Annotated in this window: 21 protein-coding genes, 1 rRNA gene and 1 riboswitch; of the genes, 8 read left to right on the top strand and 14 right to left on the bottom strand. The window is 42.6% G+C overall.

Annotated elements, in window-relative coordinates:
* Window positions 1-75 (bottom strand): 16S ribosomal RNA (locus R8269_RS15830); the annotation flags it as partial.
* Window positions 76-693: 618 nt separating this feature from the next.
* Here R8269_RS15830 and R8269_RS15825 point away from each other — a divergent pair.
* On the top strand, window positions 694-1149 hold the full coding sequence (locus R8269_RS15825; RefSeq protein WP_017821270.1) for an RNA-binding protein: 456 nt from the start codon (window positions 694-696) through the stop codon (window positions 1147-1149).
* Here R8269_RS15825 and murI read toward each other — a convergent pair.
* From murI to btuB, 3 genes are read right to left on the bottom strand one after another with little or no spacing between them, the layout of a single operon-like run.
* On the bottom strand, window positions 1112-1915 hold the full coding sequence (gene murI, locus R8269_RS15820; RefSeq protein ID WP_053809005.1) for a glutamate racemase: 804 nt from the start codon (window positions 1913-1915) through the stop codon (window positions 1112-1114). The two genes, R8269_RS15825 and murI, sit on opposite strands and share 38 nt — an antisense overlap.
* A 31-nt stretch (window positions 1916-1946) precedes the next feature.
* The gene (locus R8269_RS15815) at window positions 1947-2639 is read right to left on the bottom strand and encodes an ATPase (RefSeq protein ID WP_017821272.1); all 693 of its coding nucleotides are present in this window, start codon (window positions 2637-2639) and stop codon (window positions 1947-1949) included.
* Between the two features lie 59 nt (window positions 2640-2698).
* Entirely contained in the window at window positions 2699-4534 is a 1836-nt protein-coding gene (gene btuB, locus R8269_RS15810; RefSeq protein WP_215810254.1) for a TonB-dependent vitamin B12 receptor, read from the bottom strand.
* A 55-nt stretch (window positions 4535-4589) separates the two neighbouring features.
* Window positions 4590-4790, bottom strand: a riboswitch (cobalamin riboswitch).
* 184 nt (window positions 4791-4974) lie between these two features.
* On the opposite strand from btuB, the gene trmA reads away from it, so the two are divergent.
* Window positions 4975-6084 carry a tRNA (uridine(54)-C5)-methyltransferase TrmA gene (trmA, locus tag R8269_RS15805; RefSeq protein WP_205391035.1) on the top strand — a complete coding sequence of 370 codons (1110 nt, stop codon included), beginning with the start codon at window positions 4975-4977 and terminating at the stop codon, window positions 6082-6084.
* A 210-nt stretch (window positions 6085-6294) separates the two neighbouring features.
* On the opposite strand, the gene R8269_RS15800 is transcribed toward trmA, so the two are convergent.
* Complete coding sequence (locus tag R8269_RS15800) at window positions 6295-7227, bottom strand: hypothetical protein (protein ID WP_318104943.1); 933 nt, start codon at window positions 7225-7227, stop codon at window positions 6295-6297.
* Between the two features lie 445 nt (window positions 7228-7672).
* On the opposite strand from R8269_RS15800, the gene R8269_RS15795 reads away from it, so the two are divergent.
* Window positions 7673-8317 carry an inovirus Gp2 family protein gene (locus tag R8269_RS15795; protein WP_258489750.1) on the top strand — a complete coding sequence of 215 codons (645 nt, stop codon included), beginning with the start codon at window positions 7673-7675 and terminating at the stop codon, window positions 8315-8317.
* 41 nt (window positions 8318-8358) lie between these two features.
* Here R8269_RS15795 and R8269_RS15790 read toward each other — a convergent pair whose 3' ends face one another.
* Complete coding sequence (locus R8269_RS15790) at window positions 8359-8805, bottom strand: hypothetical protein (RefSeq protein WP_258489751.1); 447 nt, start codon at window positions 8803-8805, stop codon at window positions 8359-8361.
* 110 nt (window positions 8806-8915) lie between these two features.
* Window positions 8916-9905, bottom strand: a complete 990-nt coding sequence (locus tag R8269_RS15785) for a GTPase family protein (protein WP_258615179.1) — start codon at window positions 9903-9905, stop codon at window positions 8916-8918.
* A gap of 77 nt (window positions 9906-9982) precedes the next feature.
* On the opposite strand from R8269_RS15785, the gene R8269_RS15780 reads away from it, so the two are divergent.
* The gene (locus R8269_RS15780) at window positions 9983-10192 is read left to right on the top strand and encodes a helix-turn-helix transcriptional regulator (protein WP_104969920.1); all 210 of its coding nucleotides are present in this window, start codon (window positions 9983-9985) and stop codon (window positions 10190-10192) included.
* Window positions 10193-10250: 58 nt separating this feature from the next.
* On the opposite strand, the gene R8269_RS15775 is transcribed toward R8269_RS15780, so the two are convergent.
* Genes R8269_RS15775 through radC form a run of 3 tightly spaced genes read right to left on the bottom strand, consistent with a single transcriptional unit; the run spans window position 10251 to window position 11634 of the window.
* A complete protein-coding gene (locus R8269_RS15775; protein WP_046874361.1) occupies window positions 10251-10682 on the bottom strand; it encodes a DUF2787 family protein in 432 nt (143 codons plus the stop codon).
* Between the two features lie 38 nt (window positions 10683-10720).
* Window positions 10721-11170, bottom strand: a complete 450-nt coding sequence (locus tag R8269_RS15770) for a DUF2787 family protein (protein ID WP_318104949.1) — start codon at window positions 11168-11170, stop codon at window positions 10721-10723.
* Window positions 11167-11634 (bottom strand): RadC family protein, encoded by a 468-nt coding sequence (gene radC / locus R8269_RS15765; RefSeq protein ID WP_257897025.1) that lies wholly within the window; start codon window positions 11632-11634, stop codon window positions 11167-11169. The genes R8269_RS15770 and radC overlap by 4 nt, the downstream gene beginning before the upstream one ends.
* Window positions 11635-11977: 343 nt before the next feature.
* On the opposite strand from radC, the gene R8269_RS15760 reads away from it, so the two are divergent.
* The 4 genes from R8269_RS15760 (at window position 11978) to R8269_RS15745 (ending at window position 16597) form a co-directional block, all read left to right on the top strand.
* Window positions 11978-13360 carry a hypothetical protein gene (locus tag R8269_RS15760; protein WP_318104951.1) on the top strand — a complete coding sequence of 461 codons (1383 nt, stop codon included), beginning with the start codon at window positions 11978-11980 and terminating at the stop codon, window positions 13358-13360.
* A gap of 8 nt (window positions 13361-13368) precedes the next feature.
* On the top strand, window positions 13369-13971 hold the full coding sequence (gene lpoB, locus R8269_RS15755; RefSeq protein ID WP_005393740.1) for a penicillin-binding protein activator LpoB: 603 nt from the start codon (window positions 13369-13371) through the stop codon (window positions 13969-13971).
* Between the two features lie 66 nt (window positions 13972-14037).
* Window positions 14038-15465, top strand: coding sequence for a DUF6844 domain-containing protein (locus R8269_RS15750; protein WP_318104952.1), 1428 nt, complete (start codon window positions 14038-14040; stop codon window positions 15463-15465).
* 1 nt (window position 15466) lies between these two features.
* Window positions 15467-16597, top strand: a complete 1131-nt coding sequence (locus tag R8269_RS15745) for a hypothetical protein (protein WP_318104953.1) — start codon at window positions 15467-15469, stop codon at window positions 16595-16597.
* A gap of 107 nt (window positions 16598-16704) precedes the next feature.
* Here the strand turns inward: R8269_RS15745 and R8269_RS15740 are convergent, their stop codons facing one another.
* From R8269_RS15740 to R8269_RS15725, 4 genes are all read right to left on the bottom strand, one after another.
* Entirely contained in the window at window positions 16705-19932 is a 3228-nt protein-coding gene (locus tag R8269_RS15740) for a type I restriction endonuclease subunit R (RefSeq protein ID WP_318104955.1), read from the bottom strand.
* Entirely contained in the window at window positions 19929-21110 is a 1182-nt protein-coding gene (locus R8269_RS15735) for a PD-(D/E)XK nuclease family protein (protein ID WP_318104956.1), read from the bottom strand. The genes R8269_RS15740 and R8269_RS15735 overlap by 4 nt, the downstream gene beginning before the upstream one ends.
* Window positions 21111-21181: 71 nt before the next feature.
* Window positions 21182-22402 carry a restriction endonuclease subunit S gene (locus R8269_RS15730; protein WP_318104958.1) on the bottom strand — a complete coding sequence of 407 codons (1221 nt, stop codon included), beginning with the start codon at window positions 22400-22402 and terminating at the stop codon, window positions 21182-21184.
* Complete coding sequence (locus R8269_RS15725; protein ID WP_318104959.1) at window positions 22392-24095, bottom strand: class I SAM-dependent DNA methyltransferase; 1704 nt, start codon at window positions 24093-24095, stop codon at window positions 22392-22394. The genes R8269_RS15730 and R8269_RS15725 overlap by 11 nt, the downstream gene beginning before the upstream one ends.
* Between the last annotated feature and the right edge of the window lie 210 nt (window positions 24096-24305).

Below are 24305 nucleotides of genomic sequence, written 5' to 3'. Positions count from 1 at the left end.
TCGTTTCCGCTCGACTTGCATGTGTTAGGCCTGCCGCCAGCGTTCAATCTGAGCCATGATCAAACTCTTCAATTTAAAGTTTTTGATTCCCTAAATAAATAGGGAGAGGCTCAATGAATACTGAACATTACATAAGTAATGTTTGAATTGACTGTGCTCTTATTGGTTTTCACTTTAAAAAGTGAAATAAAACAGCTCAAGGCTGCTTCCCAATTCGAATGGTCACTTCGTTTCATTGAAACCTAATTTGATACCGAGGTATCTAATTGGATTATCATCAACGAGTGCCCACACAGATTGATAGGTTCTTATTTTTAAAGAGCTTTTCTAACATTTTCAGCAACTTAGTTGCTCGTCGTTAGGGGTGCGTATCTTACTTCACACCGTGAGAGAGTCAAGCATTTTTTTCAAATTTCTTTTCTCTCAATTCCGACTCGCTGTGTGACTTTCGTCTCACTCCGTGTCGGTGGATGCGCAGTATAGGGAGTTGAGAAATTAGTACAAGCGTTTTTTGCAAATAAAAAACCAACCGGTCACAAATTAGCCAAAAGTGCGATATTTGCATATTTCTTCGTCACATTTGAGACATATCACAGCAATTGGTTGGAAAAACACCAACCATATACGTAAGATTCATGTGTCTATTCTGTTAATGGACAATCGATCTCTTTATCACTATGTGTAGTAATTAAAATGACGTCTAAAAAAAATCTGATTTTATGTGTTGGGCTGGCCATCGTTGGGGGAATCATTTTCTCTCAATTCATCATCCCACCAGCCTTGAGCTTCCTCATTGGTGTTATCGCTACTGCTTTTCTTTTTTCATTTTCTAGCAAAACACCTGTTCTTCAATCTTCGGAGCCTGATCCTTCAACTAAAACGCTGTATGTCGGCAACCTTCCTTATAAGGCCAATGAGAGTCATGTTCGCGATTTGTTTGCTGAATATGGACAGGTCTATGCGGTACGCTTAATGAAAGATAAGCGTACTGGAAAAAGAAGAGGGTTTGGTTTTGTAGTGATGGCTGCGGCAGATGCCAAGCCAGCTATCGCTAAACTTAATGAAAAGGAATATATGGAGAGAACGCTAAAAGTGAGAATTGCGAACGATCCTAAACATCCGGATGGTGGTAAACCTGAACAGGATTAAAACCTAGCTTCTTTAAACAAATGTTCAGTGCATCTTCCTGCCAAGGAGTTGCACTGGCATAAATCGACTTACTTCCCTCTTCTGTATCCTCAATTTCATCACTTAATAGCAATGCTTTTACTCGACGTGCAATCGCTGCGCCTGAATCAATTAAAGTAACGTCCCCACCCAAAGCTTGATGAATCTCCTCTTTGATTAAAGGGAAGTGAGTACAACCGAGCACCGCAACATCGACTTTATCGCGAAGGGGAAGCAGGATATTTGTCAGTTCGTCGAGAGAAACGCTGTTGCCTCGCAACTTCTCTTCGGCCATATCTACCAAGCGAGTTGATCCCACCAGCTCAACTGGTTTGCCTTGCGCAAAGTCCCGTATTAACTCGTGAGTATATTGGCGTGTTACTGTCGCCGGAGTGGCGATCAGCCCTACCCCTTTTGATGCTAAAAGCGATGCGGGTTTAATCGCAGGGACAACACCAACAACGGGAATCGATAAATTTTCGCGTAAGGAAGGAAGCACTATGGTGCTCGCCGTGTTGCAAGCAATGACAACAACGTCGACTTGGTGTTCTTCGACTAATGAAGAGACCAGTTGGTTAACTCGTGAAATGAGTACAGCCTGATCGAGTTCACCATAAGGGTAAGCCTGATTATCGAATAAGTATAAGTAGTCTAACTGGGGCAATAGGCGATGTATCTCTTGGAATACAGAAAGACCACCAACACCAGAGTCAAAAACTAGGACTTTTTTCTTACTTGCTACTCGCACGAGTCTTACCTAAAGAACAGAAACGTTGCGATCATACTGCGTAGATTTGTTTTGGCAATGCTTTAGCATGGTATCTTTGATGGCTGAATCTATCTCCAGATTCTACATCTCGCTTCGTCAACTCGATATGTCCTTGAAAAGATGGCGAAGACGTAACCAATGTGTGAAATTCACCATTTTCCCCACAGGGATCAATTTGACTTGGTAATGACTCTATTAGGGCTTTGTCATACCAGCGACCACACCATTCTGGAGGGAGAACTCTTCCGTCGATGGTGATTAACATAGTTTGAATACCACGCTCTATGATTTCCATCGCTAGTTTTTCGCTGCTCTCCCCTAATAGAGGAAAGACGCATTCCCAGCCAACAGGTTCAATATAGCTGCGTCGGTAATCGGCAATGCCATTACAAAACATATCACCAAATGCGACAGCTTCTATATTCAGACCACTACTTTGTAATGCATTAACGATGGTCGATTGATAAATGTCGTTACTTGGAAAGACTTCAGGTAGCTCGATAGTAATGAGCGGAAGCGCAAGTAAGTCTGCTTGCATTTGTACGACTTCAAGCGGAGTTGCTTGGAAAGGGACTTCTTTCCCTACGTAAGTCGTGTACAAACCGACAACTTGATAATTTGGATTCTCGTTAAGGCGCTCAAGCGTTAATGTCGAATCTTTACCGCTGGACCAACTGATCACCACTCGCTTGGGTTTCTTCATTCGATTTTCCACCACAAAATATTAAAAACCGCCCGAAGGCGGTTTGTGCTCATTCACGATTAGAATTCGTAGCCAACGTTGAGATAGTACGCTCGCTCTGCAGCAGGGTAACCTTTTGCCATCTCATACTCTTCATCAAGTAGATTATCGATACGAGCGCTAATAGAGGTCGACTCATTCGGATAGTAAGTCACCGCCGTATCAACTAACGAGTAAGAAGAAAGCGTAATATCTTGTGAAGGCCAAGTGCTGTAATCCACATCTGGACGCTTACCGACGTACTGATAGCTAACCGACCAATCCACTTTATCGAAGCTCACTAAAGCATTCCACTTATACATTTCTTTAGCGCGGCGCTGCAACTGATGCCCTTTATCGTCTTCAGCATCTTTGTAATCTGCACTCAACTGGTGCTGCACAATCCCTGTATCAAACTCAGCAACAAGCTCCACACCTTGGATATGTGTTTCACCATCGACATTCAAATATTTGTATGTGGTTGGATGGTAATCGATAAGATTCGTGATTTTATAGTCATAACCCGTGACGGACCAAAAAACGCCTTGGACATCACCGCTGAATGCTAGCTCCCAAGCATCTGACTCTTCCGGCTTCAGATCTTTCTCACCGTATGTTGGGTCATACTGTTGATATAGGTTTGGAGCCTTAAACGCAGTACCAAAAGAAGCTTTAACCCCAAACTCTGGCACAAATTGGTAACCAGCCGCTAAACTGTAAGTGAACTCACTACCGTATTCTTCGTTATCATCAAGGCGAGCACTGCCCTCAAGCATTGCTTTATCAATACTAGTCGTTGCCATACCAAACAGAGCGCCATTGGTACGATCAAACGTCTTATTCACATTCTTGTCTTTATAAGACTCATTACGCCAATCAATACCACCAGCCAACGTCGTATTGTTGTTTAGCAAGTAACTGTTGGTCCACTGGACATTCTGCTGCTCAAGTTCATCTTTAGTACCTGAGTGTTTGCCTTTTGCTTGCTCATAGTTCCAAGACTTCTGTTTCTGTGCCGTTACTTGTAGTTCTGACATTACATTATCAGACTGATACTTACCGCCCAGAGTGACAGAAAGATCGTCTTTTTCTGCTTCGTAGTAACCGCGACTGCCGTAGCTGCTGTCATATTGATAAACATTTTCGTAAGCACGTAGGTTACCAAATGCAGACCACTGATCATTGAAGTTATGCACGTAACCTAGCAGACCATTCTTTGTATCAAAGCCATGGCGATCACCGTCATTAACTCCCGGTACAGGACGAACGTTATAACCATCATCACTTTCACTACCAAGCGCGATATTTAGCTGGCCGCTCTCTGTGACTTTAATACCAGATGCCACACTCAATTCCTGGTAATCTAAGCTGCCTAAACCCGCACTTAACTTCGTTCCTTCTTCGTCAGCACGCGCAATGGTGATGATATTGATCACGCCACCAATCGCTTCTGAGCCGTAAAGTGACGCACGCGCACCACGCACGTACTCAATACGTTGAACGTAAGTAAGTGGGATTTGGTTAAAGTCCACAGCGCCCTTCGCTGCTCGTGCAAAACGTACGCCATCAACCAGTACTAAAACTTGGTCGGAACTGGTTCCACGAACAAATAAAGACGCTAGCTGACCACGACCACCATTTTGTGAAACTTGAATCCCGGTAAGGCGACGCAATACATCTGGTAGGGTTTTCGCTTGAATGCGATCGATGTCTTGTCGAGTAACTACTTCGACATCTGCCAACGTACGGCTTTCGGCTTGCTCAAAACGGTTTGCCGTAACAACGATGGTTTCGTCAGTGGAGGTTTCTTGGGCCTGTAGATAAGAGACAGGTGAAAGCAGCGATGCCAAAGTGATCGCCAGTGCGGATTTTCTCATTGTATTGTCCTAAATCGCGTAATTCCTTCCGAGCCCTGTCATCATGACAGTCCAGTGCTGTGGCTCAGTTGTTGGCAGGTATTCGGACTCAAGAGCACGGGTGTACCGCCTACTTGCTCGACTTCCCACATAAACTAATGCAGTGTCTGATGAGCGTTCGTTCTCTTTTACCGCTGCGCGTCAGTTCTGGATTCACACCAGATTCCCATTTCAGCCATCTAGATTGCTAGATAGCACCAACTTGAGGCAAATATTATTCAGCTATTGATTATTTGTCCAGCCAATATTGCCCTTAGAAGTTGTAACGTTTTGATTGATTTTGCTTTCTACTCTGCCTGTACGCACTATCTTTAAATCAATTCCAGTACAAAACTGGACATCCTATTGAGATTGAATAAAATCTGCGCTCTTAAATTGAATGCACCATAAAAGGTAAGATCATGGCTACTCTTGATGTAAACCCACAACGCTACCAAGAACAACTGGCTGAAAAAGTCGAACGTCTCACGGATATGTTCGCGCCATACAACATGCCAGAACTGGAAGTGTTTGAATCACCAGAGCAGCACTACCGCATGCGTGCTGAGTTCCGTGTTTGGCATGAAGGCGAAGATCTTTACTACATCATGTTCAACCAAGAAACTCGTGAGAAGTACCGTGTTGACCAATTCCCTGCAGCAAGCCGTCTGATCAACGACCTGATGCCGCTATTGGTTGAAGCGATGAAAGACAACGACTCACTACGTCGTAAACTGTTCCAAGTGGATTTCCTATCGACGCTAAGTGGTGAGATTCTGGTTTCACTCCTTTACCATCGCCAACTTGATGAAGAGTGGATTGAAAACGCGAAAGCCCTTAAACAGCGTTTAAATGATGAAGGCTTTAACCTAAACATCATTGGTCGCGCTCGTAAGATGAAGATTGTCCTAGACCGAGACTACGTTATCGAGAAGCTCGATGTAAATGGTCAAAGCTACATCTACCAACAAGTAGAGAACAGCTTCACTCAGCCGAACGGCAAAGTCGCAGAGAAGATGCTGGAATGGGCGGTCGACTGTACCCAAGAAAGCACTGGCGACCTACTAGAGCTTTACTGTGGTAACGGTAACTTCTCGCTGGCGTTGGCACAGAATTTCGACCGCGTACTGGCAACTGAGCTAGCGAAGCCATCTGTGGTATCTGCACAGTACAACATCGCCGCCAATAAGATTGATAACGTACAAATCTTACGTCTATCGGCAGAGGAATTTACTCAAGCGATCGAAGGTAAGCGTGAATTCCGTCGTCTACAAGATGCAGGTGTGGATCTGAAGAGCTACAACTGCAACACGATTTTTGTCGATCCACCACGTGCTGGGATGGATGTCGATACTTGTAAAATGGTGCAAGGTTACGAGCGCATCATGTACATCTCTTGTAACCCTGAGACTCTAAAAGAGAACTTGGACATTCTATGCGAAACACACAACGTGACGCGTTTTGCTCTGTTTGACCAATTCCCTTATACCCACCATATGGAAGCAGGCGTACTGCTAGAGCGCATTAAATAAGGGGTTAAACGGCTTTTAATTGTAGATAAAATCGCTCTGGGTACGGCTTGGGGTACGGGAGCATCTAAAATGCTCGATTGCTATGATTGGATTTAATGTCAACGCCACCAGCTTTGCTCGTGGCGTTTTTGTTTCTGTCATCACTAAATCAGAAATCAGTGCGCGCTCATTTTTCAGAAACAATCCGTTCTGAGTACTAAAGCACCCTGGCTATTTTTTAGTTTGCTTGGTGTACTCCTGCTCTATGAGATACTCAATAAGCCTGTTTTTCTTCATATCAAGTGCTTTAGATAGGTGGTCAATTTTCTTTTGCAGAGACTCCTCCATCTCAAAACTGTAGGCCTTCACCTTCTTAAGCTTGTTCTTCTCTCTATGCTTATATTGATTCCATGAAAGATTCAGTTTATGAACGTACACACTTTTGCCAACAATTTGCTCCTCACCTGAGGTATTTAATGAAAACTGAGAGCTTTGATCCCAAAGAAACAGCGATATCGCTAACGATAAGCTATGTGCTTTTTTAGTAGCAGGTATTTCCTGTGGTAGCTTCAGACGATCATTGTTTAGTCTTTCTTCTGTCCATAATGCTCTATCCTCATTCTCCTCCAGGGTTAGTCTGAAGAATGGTGACCGTCTGAACTCGAGGAATTTCCTCTTTATTGCATCTAAAAATTCTCTCTGTGAGATTCCATATGTCTTGGTTTGAGAAAAGAGGAAGTGTAAGAAGATAATCGTATGCACTTTGAACTTTGAGGCTTGCTCTGGGAATCTAGGAATGTCTCTATGAATAATATCGAACATGTTATCTACGAAAGCTACATCAACACTGAAGCTCAATCTTTTGTCTATCTCTTTATCACTCCTATCTCGTATCGTTAATAGCATAAAGTACCAAATAAAATAACACGTCACATAGTCACTAAAGTCTATCCATTCATATGTGACTAGAGCGACATTGTTTTTTAAAAACTGCCGTCTTTTTTCCTCAACATCTTCAACAGAACTACTCCTTACTGCCTTCTTAGCAATCATGATTCTCGAGTCAATATCTTTCTGAGTGGGGAGTAATTTCATCATAAAGCTCACATCAAAAAGAAATCTAGGATCACTATCTATGTTCACATTCTCAATAACATTTTCCATAAATTACTTAGTAATAATTAAGTATTAATTCAGTATTTTCTACGTCATTTAAAAGTGTTTTTCAAGTAGATATTTTCATAGACAACCCAACGCCAAACCTAGCTTTAGCAAGGTTATCATAGCCTTTTCATTGAGAAATCACGGAGATTAGACCTGTTCTTATGTGACAGCGTAAGCTCAGGCATGACGTTATTGGCAACATGACATCGTTTGATGTCTGTTTTTTCGAAAAGGAAAGAGGCGTTTCGCCAAACTGACGGGTAGTTTTCATCAGAGTAACTCTTGCAAGTTTTGAAACTACAGGACGCCTTGCTGAACAAAGATACGTGGCTGGAGGAAGGGAGTGAAAAACTGTCGGTAATAATAGTATTTATATGAATCTTATCTAATAAATTACAACAACCTATCTACCTATTGAGAACACTAACCAATAGGAATGGTAGAAATGAATAACATCAACAATGCATGTAAGTTACACATCAACGGTATGCCATTGAGTTTCAATACCAGCCAAGGGGCCCTTGAACCAAAGTACTTACGAAAAACCAAGAAGACTTTCGATTATGCGTTAAGCCAATACCCTCGAACACGGCTAATGCGATTTGATTTACATTACCCAGATGGTTATCCGGTTAACGGGGTAACTGGCAAACAGATTACTAAGTTCCAAGAGTCCTTCAAAGCGATCATGTGTGCTTATCTAAAACGTAAGAAGCACAACCGCCACTCTCAACCTCGATTTATCTGGTGTAGAGAGATAGTCACTTCAGTGTATCCTCACTATCACGTAGCCGTATTGCTAAATGGTGATGTTTTTCAAGGAATAGGGCCTTATGATGACCTTACGGGTGAATACGTTTCAGGGATGGTCGCTAAGGCTTGGGCAAGTGCAATCGGTATTACGGTCGGGCAAGCAAGTAGTGCGATTTTTTTCCCTAATAACGGTACTTATGAAATTAATAAGCGACTAGATACGGAGACTTTTTACAACCAATACAATCAGGCTTTTTACCGTGTCAGCTATTTAGCAAAACTTGAAAGTAAGCCTTTTGGGGATAAAGGAAAAAACTTCCACAGCAGTTGCAAGTGAGAAGGCAAAAAAGAAAGGCCCGTAGGGGGCCTTTCTATAATCTAATCTGTCGTATAACGGAACTCACCTTCACTGGAGAAGATTTTTATCTCTAAGACTCTACAGCGCGTTGTGGTGACGTATCCGGTTGAATCTCCGTATTTTAAGTCCACCTCAGGATAACGGTGCCATACAACCCCATTCGCTTTGCTATCGCTAGATGACTTTTTGTAATTGGGGTTAGTCAGATTATTGAGTAAGTCATCTGATTGGCTGTATTTATTCTTGTTTACCGTCACCTTAGGCATCTCTGGCCAGGCAACTTCGCAGTTACCTCGATTCACCTCAATTTTGTAGATAGTGGTGAAATCAAACAGAGAGGTCACAAATACTTTCGTTTTGGTTCCCCATTGAGTATTGATGTCTTTGTATTCCACTTTATAGCCTTCAGCTGACGCATTAAAGGCCAATAGCACTGACAGTGCCGTTGTAAGCATAATTGGTTTCATGAGAAGTATCCTTTGAACAGTTATTCAATAAGTTGATATTAAAAGGTGGTTGCGACAACTTATGTCGAATAGAGGTTGGCTTTGAGAGATGTAACCGTAGTGGCGCTTATCTACCAGCCAAAGAGATAGCGTAAACTGCCTAAGCATGCCCCTAGTGCACCGCCTATAATTTTGCCCAGGTGCTTACCTGTCGTGCCAAACACACTTCCTATCTCTTCACCGTATTGCGCACCTTGAGTCGTCGTGTCGAAGATTGCCTCCCACAAACTAAGACTGGTTTTTTTGTTGTAATCACTGGCATCGTTGTCTTTCCAATTCTCATGTCGAGGGGAAAGCGTGCGATTCGCCAGTAAGACCCGTTTATTTTTTGGTAAACGTTCAACAATCAAATACAGCAACTTGGAAAGGTTATAGGGCCGTTGCTTGGCCAATCCATCACAGTGCCCCGCAACGTAGTAGACGGGCTTTAGATAAACCCCTGTTGCACGCAATACGCGTCGATGAACCGAGCGCACCATGGTTTCAAGATAAGTTTTAGACACGGGTGTCGGTGTATTGCTTTCGTAGTTCCAGGCTTGATTTCCTTTTAACGCATTATCGGCTTGATTAATGGCGATGATTAAACGGTGCTGTGCGTCTTCGCCTAATGCAGGAATAAGCACATCGTTAATCAAGCCGATAGGTGTACCTAAATCGCGTGAGCTACCATCAAGAATCACAAGTACCAAGTCAATCACGAAACGGTTCTGCTCATCTCTCGCTCTCAGCGTATTTTTCAATAAGCGGGCATGGCGCTTGTCTTCTTCGATACCATCCCCCAGACCAGGACTATCCCAAAGAATAAGATTGTTCAGACGATATTGCGTAACACCCTGAGTGTGCGGCTCACAACTGATTCCCACCTCTGCAACACTCATGTCAAAGAGAGCGTTAATCGTTGAGCTTTTTCCTGCTCCGGTGGCTCCTGTAATGAGAATGTTGAGCTCGGTGGCTCTCATTTGTTTGAGGTTATCGAGTAACTTGGTGCGAGTACATTCATTGAGGGATGCCTGGCGTATCTCGCTTTCAAGCGTAGTGAAAAGATCGTGCTGTTCGGACATAAGCGCTCCTTAGTTAGCGTCCGGAAAAATTACAACTAGCTACCTCCTTATGACGAACAAATCATGAGGACAGAAAAATGAGACTAATTCGACTAAAAGAAGTGCTGGATAATACAGGTTTGAGCCGTGCGTACATGTACAAGCTCATGGCTGAGGGTAAGTTCCCTAAATCGGTATCACTGGGCTTTCGCAGCGTGGCTTGGGTAGAAAGCGAGGTCCAAGACTGGATATTAGAAAGAGTGACAGAGCGAGATGAACAGTTGGGATTACCACAACCAGAAGTTTGATTGATTCTTTGGTAGAGATATAAAGCAGCAGGTTAAAGCTTAGCTAGATTGATAAAAGTTAATGAGAAATCTGAATGTCGTCGTAACACTCCCATTCGACGTACTGAAGAAAGTTTTGCTCCCACATTTGATACAGCTCATCGATGCCTGGAGAGCGAATGCTTTGCCATCCCGTGGCGACGGTAAAAGCGACTTGATTGCCAAAGTCAAAATCAATGCATCGCTCTAACTCCGGATAATAGCTCCCCATATACGCAAAATCGGTAATGTAGAGAATATCAACCGTTTTACCATTCACAATGTTGAGGCCAATCTCAACCGGATGATATCCCCCTTCTTCCGCGCTATAGCTTTTGTCTCGAAAATGGATAGAGAGGGCATGGCTGGTGGACTGTGTTGATTCCATTGAGGCATGACAATGTTGGTTTAATAACGCCAGAAGCTTATTAGAAACAGGCAGCACTGACGGCGTAAAATTCAGTATAGACATGGCTAGATCTCCTAAAAGTGGCCGAGGTTAAAATGTGATCATGAGTGGTGTTCATCGAAGGTTTGAATCATCGATAACTGAATGTCATCAAAGAGGGACTGAGTAAGGTGTCGAGAGAGCACGTTCAGCCATGTATCTAACAGCGCTTTTACTTGCGGGTGTGCGAGACTTGCAGCACCGCTATCTGGTTGATAACACCAAAGATTGAAGAGATGAAAGTAGAGTTCAGGCTCCATCTCACTCGGTTTATTTTCCGAATAAGAAAAACTCGCTAAACAGACGACCTGCCAATCTTCACTGGCCGATGTTCGACGAAATTGAATTTCAATAGGATGCAGCCCCTGCCCCGTCTGGTAATAGCGTTTTTGTCGACAGTTCAGGACAATACGTTGAGCTTGTTGAGGAATCGAATAACGTTGGATTATCAAAAGCAATGCTTGATGAAAGCTATCCTGCAATTCCAGTTCACCCGATATTTTCTGGATCATAGTAGCCCCCTTTCTGCAAAAGAGATGGCGCTATCACCAACCACGATATGATCAAGAACTCGAATGTCCACCAGCGCTAAAGCCTCTTTGAGCCTTTGCGTAATTTGTTTATCGGCTTGGGAAGGTGTGGCATCACCAGAAGGGTGATTGTGAGCAAAGATGAGTGCGGCGGCATTGATTTTTAAAGCCGCTTTGAGGACTTCTCGGGGATAAACACTTGCCGAATCAATTGTGCCAAAGAAGAGCTCTTCAAAAGCAATAAGGCGATGCTGATTATCTAGAAACATCACCGCAAACACCTCTCTTTCATGGTGTTTTAATTTGCAAGATAAATAGGTTTTTGTTGCTTCGGGATTGCAATATTGTTCGCCTCGGAGAGCCCGTGTGGCAAGGATTTCAGCGGCCGCGTCGAGCACCTTATCTGCTGTAACAGGACCATCAAAATAGTAGTTGTTTTCGTGCATAAAAAGCTCCTAAAAATGAAACCGTTGGGATATACACGAAGATAATATCTATCTGAAATTCCTTTCATTACTACTACACATAATGAAATGGTCCAATTGAGATAAGAAGAGCTTCCCTACTGATAACAATCGATATTCGCTTACGTTTAGTAGATACACTCAACTTTCAAAGACAAGAGACGCATGTGAGTCTAATGACATAAATCAAATAAATAACATTCAATAATCGGATAATACTAAAAGTGTTAATTAACCACACATTAAGAGCTTGATTGCAGTGCTATTTGTGAGTATAAGGTGATTCTAGTTCAAAAAATCAATCATTTAGATAACAATAAAGTCAATGAATATAAAACTAATTAGCAGCACGATCAGTGTGGTTATGTTGTCAGGCTGTACAAGTATGATGCAGAAAAACGACTTCGATAGCTTCAATTCAAAACTTGATTCTGGTGACTTTTCGGGAGCATCTCAAGTAGCCTTAGAACATGCTGGCTACGATAACGATTCAGGTGAAACAAGCGACCTACTATGGACATTGCAAGCTGGTGCAAGCTTGAACTATGCAGGTGAATACGAATTATCCACCAAGCTGCTTGATGAAACAGAAACAATGATGAAAGAAGAAGATACGGAAAGTACTGCTTCTGAGGGAGTTGAGCTTATTGGTTCAATGGTTGGAAATGACGCCATGTTGGCTTACGAACAAGCGCATTACGACGGCATCATGACAAATACCATTAAAGCATGGAATTTTATATCACTTCATGACTATCAAAATGCTCGCGTTGAACTAAATAGAGCAGAAGAGCGACAGCGTAGAGCAGCTCAACATTTTGCAGATATCATTAAGGAGCGAAGTGAAGAACTGGAGTCTGAAGCTGGTGAGTCAAGCGCTTTGGTAAAGCAGACCATAGAATCGGATTTGACACAAAATACACTAAAAAAAGCAGGTATTGAGCAAGGCCAATGGAAACCTTATGAAGGCTACGTAAACCCTTTTACTACATATTCTTACGGTCTTCATTTACTCATCACAGGTAAATCTAAGTCAGACTTTGAAAAAGCTGCTAACTCTTTCAAGCGTGTACACTCTCTTACTGGTTCACCTGCTGCCAAAGCGGACTATCAATTGGCACGTAGTATGGTTAAAAATCCAAGCCAATCTAAGCTAAAAGATCAAGTTTGGGTGATTTTTGAAAATGGCAAATCGCCAGTGAAAGAAGAGCGTCGAATTGATCTGCCAATTTTCTTACTGTCTAACAATGTATCTTATGCTGGTATCGCAATTCCTACCTTGAAAAAACGCGGTACAACATTTGACAGCATTACAATTAATGGTTCAAAGACCAGCACTATTGCAGATATGGATAAGATAATTAGTGCCGAATTCGATCAGGAGTTTCCATATATTTTAGCTCGTGAAATCACCCGAGTAACATTAAAAACCATCGCTCAAAAACAAGTTAAAGATGAAAACGCTTTACTTGGTGATGCATTAGCCATTTTACAAATGGTGACTACTGGTGCTGATATTCGAACTTTCTCAGCCCTACCGAGTGAATATCAAGCAACTCGAATCAAAGCCAAACACAATACAGTTGAAATAAAGGCAGGATCTTTCACTATTCCAGTTGAGCTTAGTACAGAATCTAACAAACACATCATCTACGTGAAAGCGGTCTCTCCATTAATAGAACCATCCGTAAAAGTCGTAAATATTTAAGGATAAACATGAAAAAATTGACAATTGCAGCTGTTGTAGCTGCGATGAGCTTGGTTGGTTGTAAAACAACCACATCTTATATTGATGCTGCTGATACAACGACAAATGTGGTAGCAGCCCTCTCTTACGCTGATTTCTCGAAAGCAGCAAATGAAATGGCTGATGACATTATTTCTAATAAATTGATGACTCACCCTCAAGCAGATGTTGGTGGTCGATACATTATTTATGTAAGTGGCATTGAGAATGACACTATGCAGCGCTTAGACACTGATCAGCTAACCAAATCTTTAAGAGTAAAGTTACTTCAATCAGGAAAATTCTTAGTAACAACTGCATTCGGTGAGGACGATGCCACAAAAAAAATGCGTGATTTAAAAAATTCCAAAATGGTCAAACAGGCAAGTGTCAAAGGAGATAACCAAGTACTAGCCCCAGACTTTAGCCTATCAGGCAAAATCCTTCAGCGAGACTCAACTCTAGATAACGGAGATACACGAATTGAGTACTATTTCCAAATGTCACTAACCAATATAGAAAATGGTTTAGCGTATTGGGAAGGAGAGCGAGTAGTCGGCAAGGTAGCGGATGGCTCAAGTGTGAGCTGGTAGGTAGCGTCAAATGATGGGCAGTGAAAGCTGCCCATTACTTTTAGTTAGAGGGTTAGGTGATTAAAAATGAAATTAAACCAATTACTTACAGCAATGGTAATCGCTGGCTTGTCATTACCAACACATGCATCTCAAGAAGGTAATTTAGTAGATACAACAACGGTAGCAGAAATAACAGAAGAGGCTGCGGGCAAACAAACCGATAAAGATGTGGTCCAAGTTCAAAACGATGTTGATACCACTGATGCCATTGATGAAAAGCTTGATGCTTATGTGGCAAACGTAAAACGCACCTTATATAAACAGGGTAAGCAACATAGTGTATTTATTTATTCTGGTTCTGCTGAAATCATGGCAGAGCGCAATGACCCTCGATGGGCAGAGTTTCGAGTAGCAGCATTAGATAAGGCCGTATTAGAGGCGCAAAAAGAATACTTACAAACACTAAATACCAGTGTCGAAAATAACATGCTTTACTCCATGACTAAAAATAGCGGCTTGCCGACCCCGACTGAAGAGGATTTTAAGAGTGACTCTCAGATGGCGAGCTTCTTAGATAAAGTGGTTGCGGTGCTGGAAGGTAAACTTGATGCAGAATTACAAGAAATGGGGATTGATCCAAAAGAGTTTGAAGCAGCCCCACCATCGATCAAGCGCGATCTATTTAAAGAGTCAGTGATCAAGCAAACTATAAGGTCTTCATACGGTGATTTGGCTGGAATGATGATTATCAAAACCTATGAGGAAATCAGAGATTCTGGTCAAGGAACAGTTGGGGTTGTACTTGCTTTGTCTGCAAATAAACGAGATCAAGTTCGTGCAATGATCGATTCCGGCGGTCAAATTACACCACAGAAAGATAAAGCTAACCCTAAAATGACATCTATCTACGATATGTTCTATAACCAAAAAGACAGTCTATATCTGAAGGTAGGAACTCAAGTTAGCTATGACTCCGACGGCTATCCCATGTTGATTTCATACGGTCAAGCAGGCGTTACTTATACATCCTCACCAACGGAAAGAAAAATTGAACGTAAAGCAGCTAAGAGCTTTGCAACAAACAACGCTTGGGCGAGCTTGGCACAAACCTATAATCTGAATGGTGATTTCCAAGAGTCAACTTCAGAGGAAAACCGTGTCAGTAAAGCTGAGCAGTTCGATTTGATAACAGGTGCTGTTCGCAAAAAGTCCCCAGGCTTAACTAATGAATTAATCAAATCCGTTCAACAAAGTGCTTCAATGACATCAAGTGTACAAAATATGACTGGTGTAAGTACTGAGTTTGAATGGCGTCGTAAGCACCCTGTGATGGGGCATGAAATGGTGGGGACGGTACTCGTTTGGCACCCCAAGAAGATTGTGAGTGCAAAAAATATGGCAAGTGGAATGAGTGCTGAAAAGCTGGAGCAAGAAGCCCTGGGAGCAGAAACTCTCTCTGATAACATTAACTCGGCTGAATCGGAAGATATGTTTGATGTGGCGGATTTTTAACATGAATAAAAGGCTTATACTACTTTGCGCAGCAAGCTTATTCTCATGTTTATCTAGTGCTGCAAGTTATGAGAAAGTTATAACAAATGGGCAAGGAGAAACATTAGATCAGGCTATTGATGTCAGTTTAAGGCGTGCGGTAGAACAGGTCTCAGGTGTATCTATTGAAAGTGCCCGCACTTCACTCCTTACATCAACTAACAACGGAAAGACAAAACAGTTAAACGACTCTATGGCAGATGGTACTGCAACATACTCGCGAGGGAACGTTAAGTACAAAGTGCTACATGAAAAGTGTTCAAGTTATGGCTGTGAGGTAAAGTTAGAGGTTAAGGTTGAGGTTGACCCTAGAGAGAAAATAAAAGATCAAAATGCCAAAAGAAGAACAATCGCTGTTGGTAGTTTTTCTGGCCCAAAAGGCACTATTATTGGCAAAAAAGTCGAAGAACTTTTGGTGCAAGACCGAAAGTTCAAAGTACTATATGACAGACTCGATCCAACGTTACAGTATTTTGTAACTGGTCAGGTTGTTACTGCTAACACTAACAAAAGTGTCGTCGATAATTCACGTACCGTAGAGCTCACAGGGGAAAGCATTAAAGATGTGAAAACCTACTATAGCTCTAAAGTTTTGGTAAAATTTCAAATTCTCGATGTTGTCAATAATCAAGTGAAATGGTCAGCAACTGTTCCAACCACTTCAAGTAGAAACAATTTGAATCTTCTGGTTGATATTGCTTCGAAAAAAATATTTAACCAACTAAAAGATAACATTTATCCGTTAGTGGTTTTAGTTGGCAATAATGGCTCTTTAGTTTTGAACTCGGGCGGTAATACAGTTAAGCAAGGACAATACTTTGATGTCTTCAATTTGGGTGAAAAATTTATCGATCCAGTGACAAAAGAGAGTTTAGGCCACGATGAAATCAAAGTTGCGACCATTGAAGTGACCAAAGTATTACCTAAGTTTGCCTATGCAAAAGTAGTAAAAGGAAATATTGCAGAAATCGAAAATCATAGTATTGCACGTAAGTCCGCTTATACGAAGTCAAAACGAAAGCATACAGAACATGCAAAGCCAAAAGTCGTTAAGCCTAAAGAGGAAAAGAAAACTACTGGGATCATTCTCTAAATACAAACACACTATAAATAATATTCAGCAGAAAGTAGGATGATAAGACACGACCAATGTCAACACTAATAGAAAGGCAAGGCTCTCAGACCTTGCCTTTCATTTAATCATGCCGCATACCACCCGTCAGCTAGCACTTCTGCTTGATCCAGAACCAGCTTAATCGCCTCTTCAGCCGCATCAGGTGGGTACTTCCAGCGACGCAATAAACGGCGTACAAGGTTGCGCATCCGTGCACGCACGCTTTCTCGTTTCTGCCAATCTACAGTAGCCGATTTACGCAGTTGGTGCGTGAGTTCAATAGCGAGTTGGCGCAGGTTGTCATCGCCTAAGGTGCGCACAGATGCTTCGTTGGTGACCAATGCACGGTAAAACGCAATTTCATCAGTGGAAAGCCCCAGCTTTTCCATCATCTCAGCGTCAGCTTGCATCTCTTTAGCCCACTGGATCAGCTCTTCAATCACCTGAGCGGTTTCAATGTTACGATTATGGTATTTTTGCAAGGTCATCATGATACGGTCAGAATATTTTTTCTCCTGCACCACATCGTTTTTCATTCTTGCTTTCACTTCGTCGCGCAGCAGTTTTTCTAGCAGCTCAACAGCTAGATTCTTCTCTTTCATATTGGCAACATCTTCCAAAAACTCAGGAGAGAGCAAGCCAATATTCGGTTTATCTAAACCAACCGTTTTAAAGATATCATCCACACCATCGGCAACCACCGCGTTATTCAGGATCTGGCGCAAAGCTGAATTACGGAGTTCATCGCTGCGTTTGGTATCAACCGTAGAGTGTTTTAAGAAGGCGGTTTTGATCGCTCCGTAAAAGGCGATTTCACTCTTATAACCATCAACCTCATCCAAGGTATTACACAATGAGAAGGCTTTCATCAACGCAGCCATGACATCAAGGAAACGGCGTTTGCCATCACGAACTTCTTCGCCTTTGCTGTTGCGGTGTGAGAGACCTGAGATATGGTTCACGGCTCCCGGAAGCAGTTGCAGCGGTTTGGTTTCAAAATCCGGACGATAGTTGAAGATGTCACCATCAACAGGCGTGGCAAACATACCGCGAATTACGTCGATTTTTTCCATAAAGACTGCGAAAGCTTCAGCGGTATCAACGGTTGGCTTTCCCTTACCTTGGCTATTGGTATAGGTCTTCAGTGCGTTTTTAAGTTCATTGGCAATACCAATATAGTCAACAACTAAACCTCCGGGCTTATCCTTAAACACGCGGTTCACTCGCGCTATCGCCTGCATCAGGTTATGACCTTTCATTGGCTTGTCGATATACATGGTATGACAACAAGGCGCATCAAAACCTGTTAACCACATATCTCGCACAATAACCAATTGCAATTCGTCATCGGTATCTTTGTAACGTTTCTCGAACAGCTTTTTGGTCTTCTTATCATGGATATGAGGCTGCATTTTGGCCTTGTCAGCAGCGCTGCCTGTCATAACAATTTTGATCGTGCCTTTGTTTGGATCATCGCTGTGCCATTCGGGTTTGATGGCCACGATGGCATCGTATAAATCCACACAAATCTCGCGACTCATGGCAACAATCATCGCCTTGCCCGGAAAAGTTTCACAGCGAATGGTAAAGTGCTCAACCAGATCTTGTGCAACCTGCTGGATTCTTGGCTCCGCACCAACGAGTTTTTCGAGAGCTGACCACTGTGATTTTATTTTCTCGCGACTTTCCGTTTCTTCGTCTTCGCCAATTTCCTCTTCGACCTGATCGTTAAGCGCTTCGATTTCATCTTGATTAATATCGAGCTTGGCTAAGCGGGATTCGTAGTAAATCGGCACTGTCGCGCCGTCATCGACCGCGTCTTGAATATCGTAGATAGAAACATAATCACCAAAGACACCGCGAGTATCTTTATCGTCCATCGATATCGGTGTACCTGTAAAACCAATAAAAGCGGCATTTGGCAAGGCATCACGCATGTATTTGGAGTAGCCATAGACATAACGCTGATCAATCACATTGCCATCCTCGTCTTTGACATCAACAAGACGAGCTTTGTTGCCATACTGACTGCGGTGAGCCTCATCTGACATCACCACGATATTTGAACGTTCAGAAAGAGTAGGATGCGCCATTTCCTCATCGAGCAGAGCAAATTTTTGTACGGTTGTGAAGATGATGCCACCGGATTGACGATTGAGCAGTAAATCACGTAATGAGTCACGGTCTTCTGCCTGCTGAGGGATCTGTTTTAGCGTTTCTTGCGCCATCGTAAAGGTGTTAAATAGCTGACCGTCTAGATCATTACGGTCAGTCACCACCACTAAAGTTGGGTTATTCATTTCTGGTTGTTGCAGCAATTTACTTGCGTAGCAGACCATCGAAATGCTTTTTCCACTTCCCTGAGTATGCCAAACCACGCCTGCTTTTTTGCTTCCGGGCACCACAGTATTGGCATAGTTGGCTCGTGGCTCGGTGACTTGGTCAGAGGTTGTGGCCGCGATGACAGTCGCTTTAACCGCAGCACGCACGGCATGGAATTGGTGATAACCTGCGATTTTTTTGATGATCTTGTCGCCATCATTTTCGAACAATACAAAGTAACGAATATAATCGAGCAACAGTTCCGGCTTAAAGAAGCCACGCACCATGGTCTCTAATTGGAATTCGAGTAGTGGTTTGTCGTTTTCACTCTCTATCGTTTTCCATGGCAAGAAGCGCTCTTTGTTCGCGGTCAATGAGCCTACTCTAGCGTAAATACCATCACTGATGACCAATGCTTCATTAAATACGAACAAGTCGGATATTTCGTCTTTGTACGTCTGAATTTGATTATACGCACTCCAAATATCGGCGTTATTAGAGGCGGGGTTTTTCAGTTCGATGACCGCCATCGGCAAGCCATTAATGAAGACAATCACATCGGGTCTACGATTGACTTTGGTGCCCGTGATGGTGAACTGATTGACCACTAAGAACTCGTTATTCTCGCGGTTCTCAAAATCAATTAATCGAACATGAGTATGCTTGGTCACCCATTGTTCTTGCTCCATTACCGAGTATTCAACAGGCACACCTTCGATTAAATATTGGTGAAAGAGTTTGTTGTTTTTAATCAGTACAGGCGTTTGCGGCGTGGCAACGGTTTTCGCTACTTCGATTAAGGTATCACTGGGTACATTAGGGTTTAAGGTTTCCAAGGCAGACACTAAACGTGCTTGTAGCGTGACCTGCTGATAGTTTTCACGTTCGGGGGTGTCACCATCCGGCGCTATGTTATAGCCATTTTGGTATTGGTAGCCTAGCTCTTTAAACCAATCGAGGCATTGTTGTTCTAGTTGGTCTTCTGTTATCACTTTGTTTCCTCGCTACTTAAGCGCTGCATCTCGGTGCAAAAGGAATTAAACGCATCACTATCAAGAAAAATGCTTTGTAACATTGCCATTTGGGTAAAATATACTTCCGTCTGCTCTTCTAACGTCTGAGCATCCTGAATAAAGCTCGTAAGCTCGCGATATACAATCAAAGGATGCCACGGGTTTAATTTAAGCCCTGCAATAGTTCTATCACTTAGCTTCCAATCTGTGGGCAATTTCGCCTTAATTTCATTGACCAAAAGGTCATAATGCCCTTGAGACTTTAAACTAGACTGGATGCTTTTATTAACACTCAGTACTAGCGATGCAATAGGCCCATTTTTTACCAAATCTTCGACTTGATGATCATAACCATCGATAATAAACCCGCAGAATATTCCGGGTATCCAGCCACTTTCGTCATTGCCTGCATTGATTGAGGAAAACTCCAAACCAATTCGACCAAAGGCATCGTAGCGACCACGCGCGTTACGGTGTTTAGGAGGAAGGTGAAATTTAACCTTATTACCTTCCTGATAAACAGGCCATGACCGATGCAGAGATCGACGTGCTATTTCATAAAGCTGTTTGTCTATATTTTTAACATCATTGTAATAGGCGATTGCTAAAGGGTTTAGTGGTGTTGAATTTACTAATCCGTTGCTTTTTATTAAGTTAACGAACTCCGCGCGTAACCAGCTTTCCTTATTATCACCTTCACCGAGCGACTCAATAATGTTGGCAACTTCATACCAACACAAAGCGATATTCGGTGATTGGCGGTGTTGTCCAGAGTGAGCAGTAACGAGAGCAATGAGAAATGACTTGTTCAGATGAGTTTCAGCGAATTTTCGATAATTACTGAGTTGCTTATCGTGTAGCTCAGACCATACTTTGTGTTCAAAAACAAGGCAAAAGTCTTCATCGGCAGCGTTCCACAACAGATCAGGATATTTTCCACCATAATTGACTTGAGTCTCTATATCTGTAGAAGTGGATAGATTTAAGATCTCCGCTCTATGCTGTGGTGATTTTTCGGCAAGTAGTTTAGCGTATGCTTTTCTAACCACGTCATCATATTTAAGTAACCAAGCAAACGCTTCGGTAATGAAGTTTTCTGTAGGAGATGTTTGATGACTTGAAGCATATTTACTGACGTTAACAAGTAAACTTTCCATATCAATGATTCCATGATGCCTCAGTACTTTTAGCCAAGTCTGAGGCTATTATCTGTTTATTTTTAGTTCTGTTAGCCTAACTCGATTTCGCCGGAAAGCAATTTAGGAAGCAAGGTTTCACGCAGGTCTTCAAGAACTGTATTTTGTGCATTATTTTTCGCTGCCATATCGACTAGATTACTAGCTACAGCACTGTACTTTTCTACAAGTTCTAGTGGTGGGGTCAAAATCTTAACCTTACGAAGCTCAGCTTGCTTAATGCCTAATGCAGTTGTACCAGAAGCTCGCCCTTCCATATCTGCCTTTGCTTTTGTTGTTTGGAGCCAGTTAAACAAAAATTCTGGACTACAAACATCACTGTTAGCTCTGAGACCGTATAGTCTTTGGCTTAAACAAAAATCTTCTGAACCATCAAAGAAGTACAGCTCGCCCATAGGCGCTTCAGAAGTCATGATGATGTCACCTTTGATAAGCGGCTCTTTCATCCATTTCTTGTATGTAGCTTCATCGATAAAACGAATTGTGTCTGGGCGAACAATCTTTTTGGATTTAATGTTTTTTGCAGATATCGCTGGGTAACCTTCCTCAACCCAATCACTACCTAACTTCTTAGGTGTTTTGCCACGATGATCAATAATCATAGATGTGTGGCTATCCAGTGTTCCGACTTCCCAACCTTCCGGGATCAACCCTAGCTCAGACTCAACGAGCTTTTCGGGGAATAGCGAGGCAGTAGCAGCATCCATTCCCTCTGGTTGTTCGCCGTTCATCTTAGCTTTGACTGGGTCGAAGTCGACAAACCATGACTTGAAGATGGCTTGCGCCATTTGTTCTAGGGTTTGGTTGGTTTGAGTGTTGAGAGCTATCTTGTCGTCAAGATCACCTAACAACTTAGCAATTATTTTCTCTCTATCGATACCTATCTCATTTACCAATAATGAGCTTAAGTGATTTCGATTGAGTGTAGGTACACCAGATCCCACATTAAATTTGGTAAAATCAATGCTTCGCATCAGGTAATAAATATAGCGAGGATCATGTCCTTTGAAGTCTTTAACCCAGAGTGTGGTATTCAAGGGCCAAAACGGTTCCTGAATATACTGACCTCCTCCGATACTTCCGCTTCGACCAATTACTACTCCGGGAGCTTCGACTTTAGCAGTGTTGTGATAGCCTCCAACCCCTGTAGATGCGATGACAGGGACTGCACCCTCAGCTCTATCACCTTTCGGAAGATCAAACCCTCTTTGTAATGTGATAAATTCATTAAGAGGCGTCTGCTCAAAGCTCATATCCCAACCCCGCTAGATTCTTCTTAATCTCTGTTTCTAGCATTTCTGACTCTGCAAACTGCTCACTCAATTTTGAGGTTAACGTCGCCATTTTCTCAGCAAACGGAATGCCGTCATCTAGCTCTTCCGTCGCGCCAACGTAACGTCCCGGAGTGAGCACAAAATCATTTTTCTTAATATCTTCCAACGTTGCGGATTTGCAGAAGCCAGCTTGGTCTGCATAGACGAGGCCATTAACTTCTTCACCTGTTTTCCAAGCGTGGTACAGGTCAGCGACTTTCTGGATATCATCTTGGGTAAAATCTCGAAGCACACGGTCTTTCATATATCCAAGGTTGCGAGCATCAATAAACAGCACTTCGCCTTTGCGATCACGCAGTTTTCGACCCGATTTATCGGTGCGAGCTTTTTTGTTTTTAGTTAAGAACCAGATGCATGCAGGGATTTGGGTGTTGGTAAACAGTTGCCCCGGAAGCGCAACCATACACTCAACCAGATCGTTCTCAACTAAGGCCGCACGAATTTCACCTTCGTTGTTGGTAGTTGAACTCATCGAACCGTTTGCCAATAGAAGCGCCTGAGAGCCATCAGGAGCGAGATGGTGAAGCATGTGCTGCATCCATGCGAAGTTTGCGTTACCTGCTGGAGGTTGGCCGTATTTGAAGCGAGGATCGTTGTCATCAACACCCGTGTTCCACTCTTTCATATTGAATGGAGGGTTTGCCATGATGAAATCAGCTCGTAAATCAGGGTGCTGGTCATTGGTATAGGTACTGGCTGGCTCCTTACCAAAATCATAATCCAAGCCACGGATTGCCATGTTCATCGCTGCAAGCTGCCATGTGGTGTAGTTGTATTCCTGACCGTAAATCGAGATTCGTTGCTTTTGCGTTAACGGGTCAATCTCTTTTTGGTTAGCACGACGCTCAATAAATTTCTCTGATTGCACAAAGAAACCGCCAGAACCCATTGCAGGGTCATACACACGACCTTCAAACGGTTCAATCATCTCAACAATCAGCGAAACGATGGAGGCAGGCGTATAGAACTGGCCGCCTTTCTTACCTTCAGCAAGCGCAAATTGGCCTAGGAAGTATTCGTAAATATGACCAAGAATATCTTTGCTGTTAAGCGACTTATGATTGAATGGAATGGTCGCGATTAGGTTAATCAGCTCATTAAGTTTTGCCTGATCAATTTTTAGCGATGCGTAGTGCTTGTTGAGTACGCCTTTTAGCTTCTGGTTATCGCGCTCAATACCTTCCAAGGCGTTATCAATCAGGTGACCAACTGACGTAATTTTCTTCGTCTTACCATCAATAACCAAATCGGCACCGCCAATGACCATCGGGCCATTGTCTTGCAGGAACTTCCAACGAGATTCAGTAGGCAACCAAAACACGTTTTTCTCTTTGTAGTAATCGCGCTGTTCCAGTTCAATCGCGATTTCTTGTTCAAGTTCTTCAGCCGTGTAACCTTCAGGATCGAGGAAGTACTCGTGATCAGGGTTAGCAAAGTCTTGTTTTAGCTCTTCTTGGCGAAGCGTGAAGGCGTCAGACACGTATTTAACGAAAATTAAGCCAAGTACCGCATGCTTGTATTGAGAGGCATCGAGTGACGCACGGAGTTTGTCTGCGGCTGTCCAGAGCTTGCTTTCAAGCTCTTTGAGGAATAGTTGTTCTTGTTCGTTCATTACGGGTTTCTTGAGTTCGAAAAATTAGCCTTATGATATCAGTAACTCAGTAGATGTCTTTGAGTTCTGCCTTACTTGACAATATTCTTTATAAACTAAAATGCATATTTTTGTCATTAAGCAGAAACGACTTAAGTTTCCGTCAGAATCGTCAGACTTCTTATTGATGGGAGTATATATTAACGCAACTAAATGCATTTTAAGATGGAT

The organism is Vibrio sp. Vb0667 (assembly GCF_033391095.1).
Note: the sequence above shows the minus strand (reverse complement) of the source record. Positions and strands in the feature narration are given on the sequence as shown.

Excerpts from the sequence above, each read along its gene's own strand:
- R8269_RS15825 (WP_017821270.1), top strand. The coding sequence starts at position 694 with ATGACGTCTAAAAAAAATCTGATTTTATGTGTTGGGCTGGCCATCGTT.
- R8269_RS15725 (WP_318104959.1), bottom strand. The coding sequence starts at position 24,095 with ATGAACGAACAAGAACAACTATTCCTCAAAGAGCTTGAAAGCAAGCTC.
- R8269_RS15745 (WP_318104953.1), top strand. The coding sequence starts at position 15,467 with ATGAATAAAAGGCTTATACTACTTTGCGCAGCAAGCTTATTCTCATGT.
- R8269_RS15735 (WP_318104956.1), bottom strand. The coding sequence starts at position 21,110 with ATGGAAAGTTTACTTGTTAACGTCAGTAAATATGCTTCAAGTCATCAA.
- R8269_RS15785 (WP_258615179.1), bottom strand. The coding sequence starts at position 9,905 with ATGTCCGAACAGCACGATCTTTTCACTACGCTTGAAAGCGAGATACGC.
- R8269_RS15760 (WP_318104951.1), top strand. The coding sequence starts at position 11,978 with ATGAATATAAAACTAATTAGCAGCACGATCAGTGTGGTTATGTTGTCA.
- radC (WP_257897025.1), bottom strand. The coding sequence starts at position 11,634 with ATGCACGAAAACAACTACTATTTTGATGGTCCTGTTACAGCAGATAAG.
- R8269_RS15770 (WP_318104949.1), bottom strand. The coding sequence starts at position 11,170 with ATGATCCAGAAAATATCGGGTGAACTGGAATTGCAGGATAGCTTTCAT.
- trmA (WP_205391035.1), top strand. The coding sequence starts at position 4,975 with ATGGCTACTCTTGATGTAAACCCACAACGCTACCAAGAACAACTGGCT.
- R8269_RS15780 (WP_104969920.1), top strand. The coding sequence starts at position 9,983 with ATGAGACTAATTCGACTAAAAGAAGTGCTGGATAATACAGGTTTGAGC.
- R8269_RS15730 (WP_318104958.1), bottom strand. The coding sequence starts at position 22,402 with ATGAGCTTTGAGCAGACGCCTCTTAATGAATTTATCACATTACAAAGA.
- R8269_RS15790 (WP_258489751.1), bottom strand. The coding sequence starts at position 8,805 with ATGAAACCAATTATGCTTACAACGGCACTGTCAGTGCTATTGGCCTTT.
- R8269_RS15775 (WP_046874361.1), bottom strand. The coding sequence starts at position 10,682 with ATGTCTATACTGAATTTTACGCCGTCAGTGCTGCCTGTTTCTAATAAG.
- R8269_RS15800 (WP_318104943.1), bottom strand. The coding sequence starts at position 7,227 with ATGGAAAATGTTATTGAGAATGTGAACATAGATAGTGATCCTAGATTT.
- R8269_RS15815 (WP_017821272.1), bottom strand. The coding sequence starts at position 2,639 with ATGAAGAAACCCAAGCGAGTGGTGATCAGTTGGTCCAGCGGTAAAGAT.
- lpoB (WP_005393740.1), top strand. The coding sequence starts at position 13,369 with ATGAAAAAATTGACAATTGCAGCTGTTGTAGCTGCGATGAGCTTGGTT.
- R8269_RS15750 (WP_318104952.1), top strand. The coding sequence starts at position 14,038 with ATGAAATTAAACCAATTACTTACAGCAATGGTAATCGCTGGCTTGTCA.
- btuB (WP_215810254.1), bottom strand. The coding sequence starts at position 4,534 with ATGAGAAAATCCGCACTGGCGATCACTTTGGCATCGCTGCTTTCACCT.
- R8269_RS15795 (WP_258489750.1), top strand. The coding sequence starts at position 7,673 with ATGAATAACATCAACAATGCATGTAAGTTACACATCAACGGTATGCCA.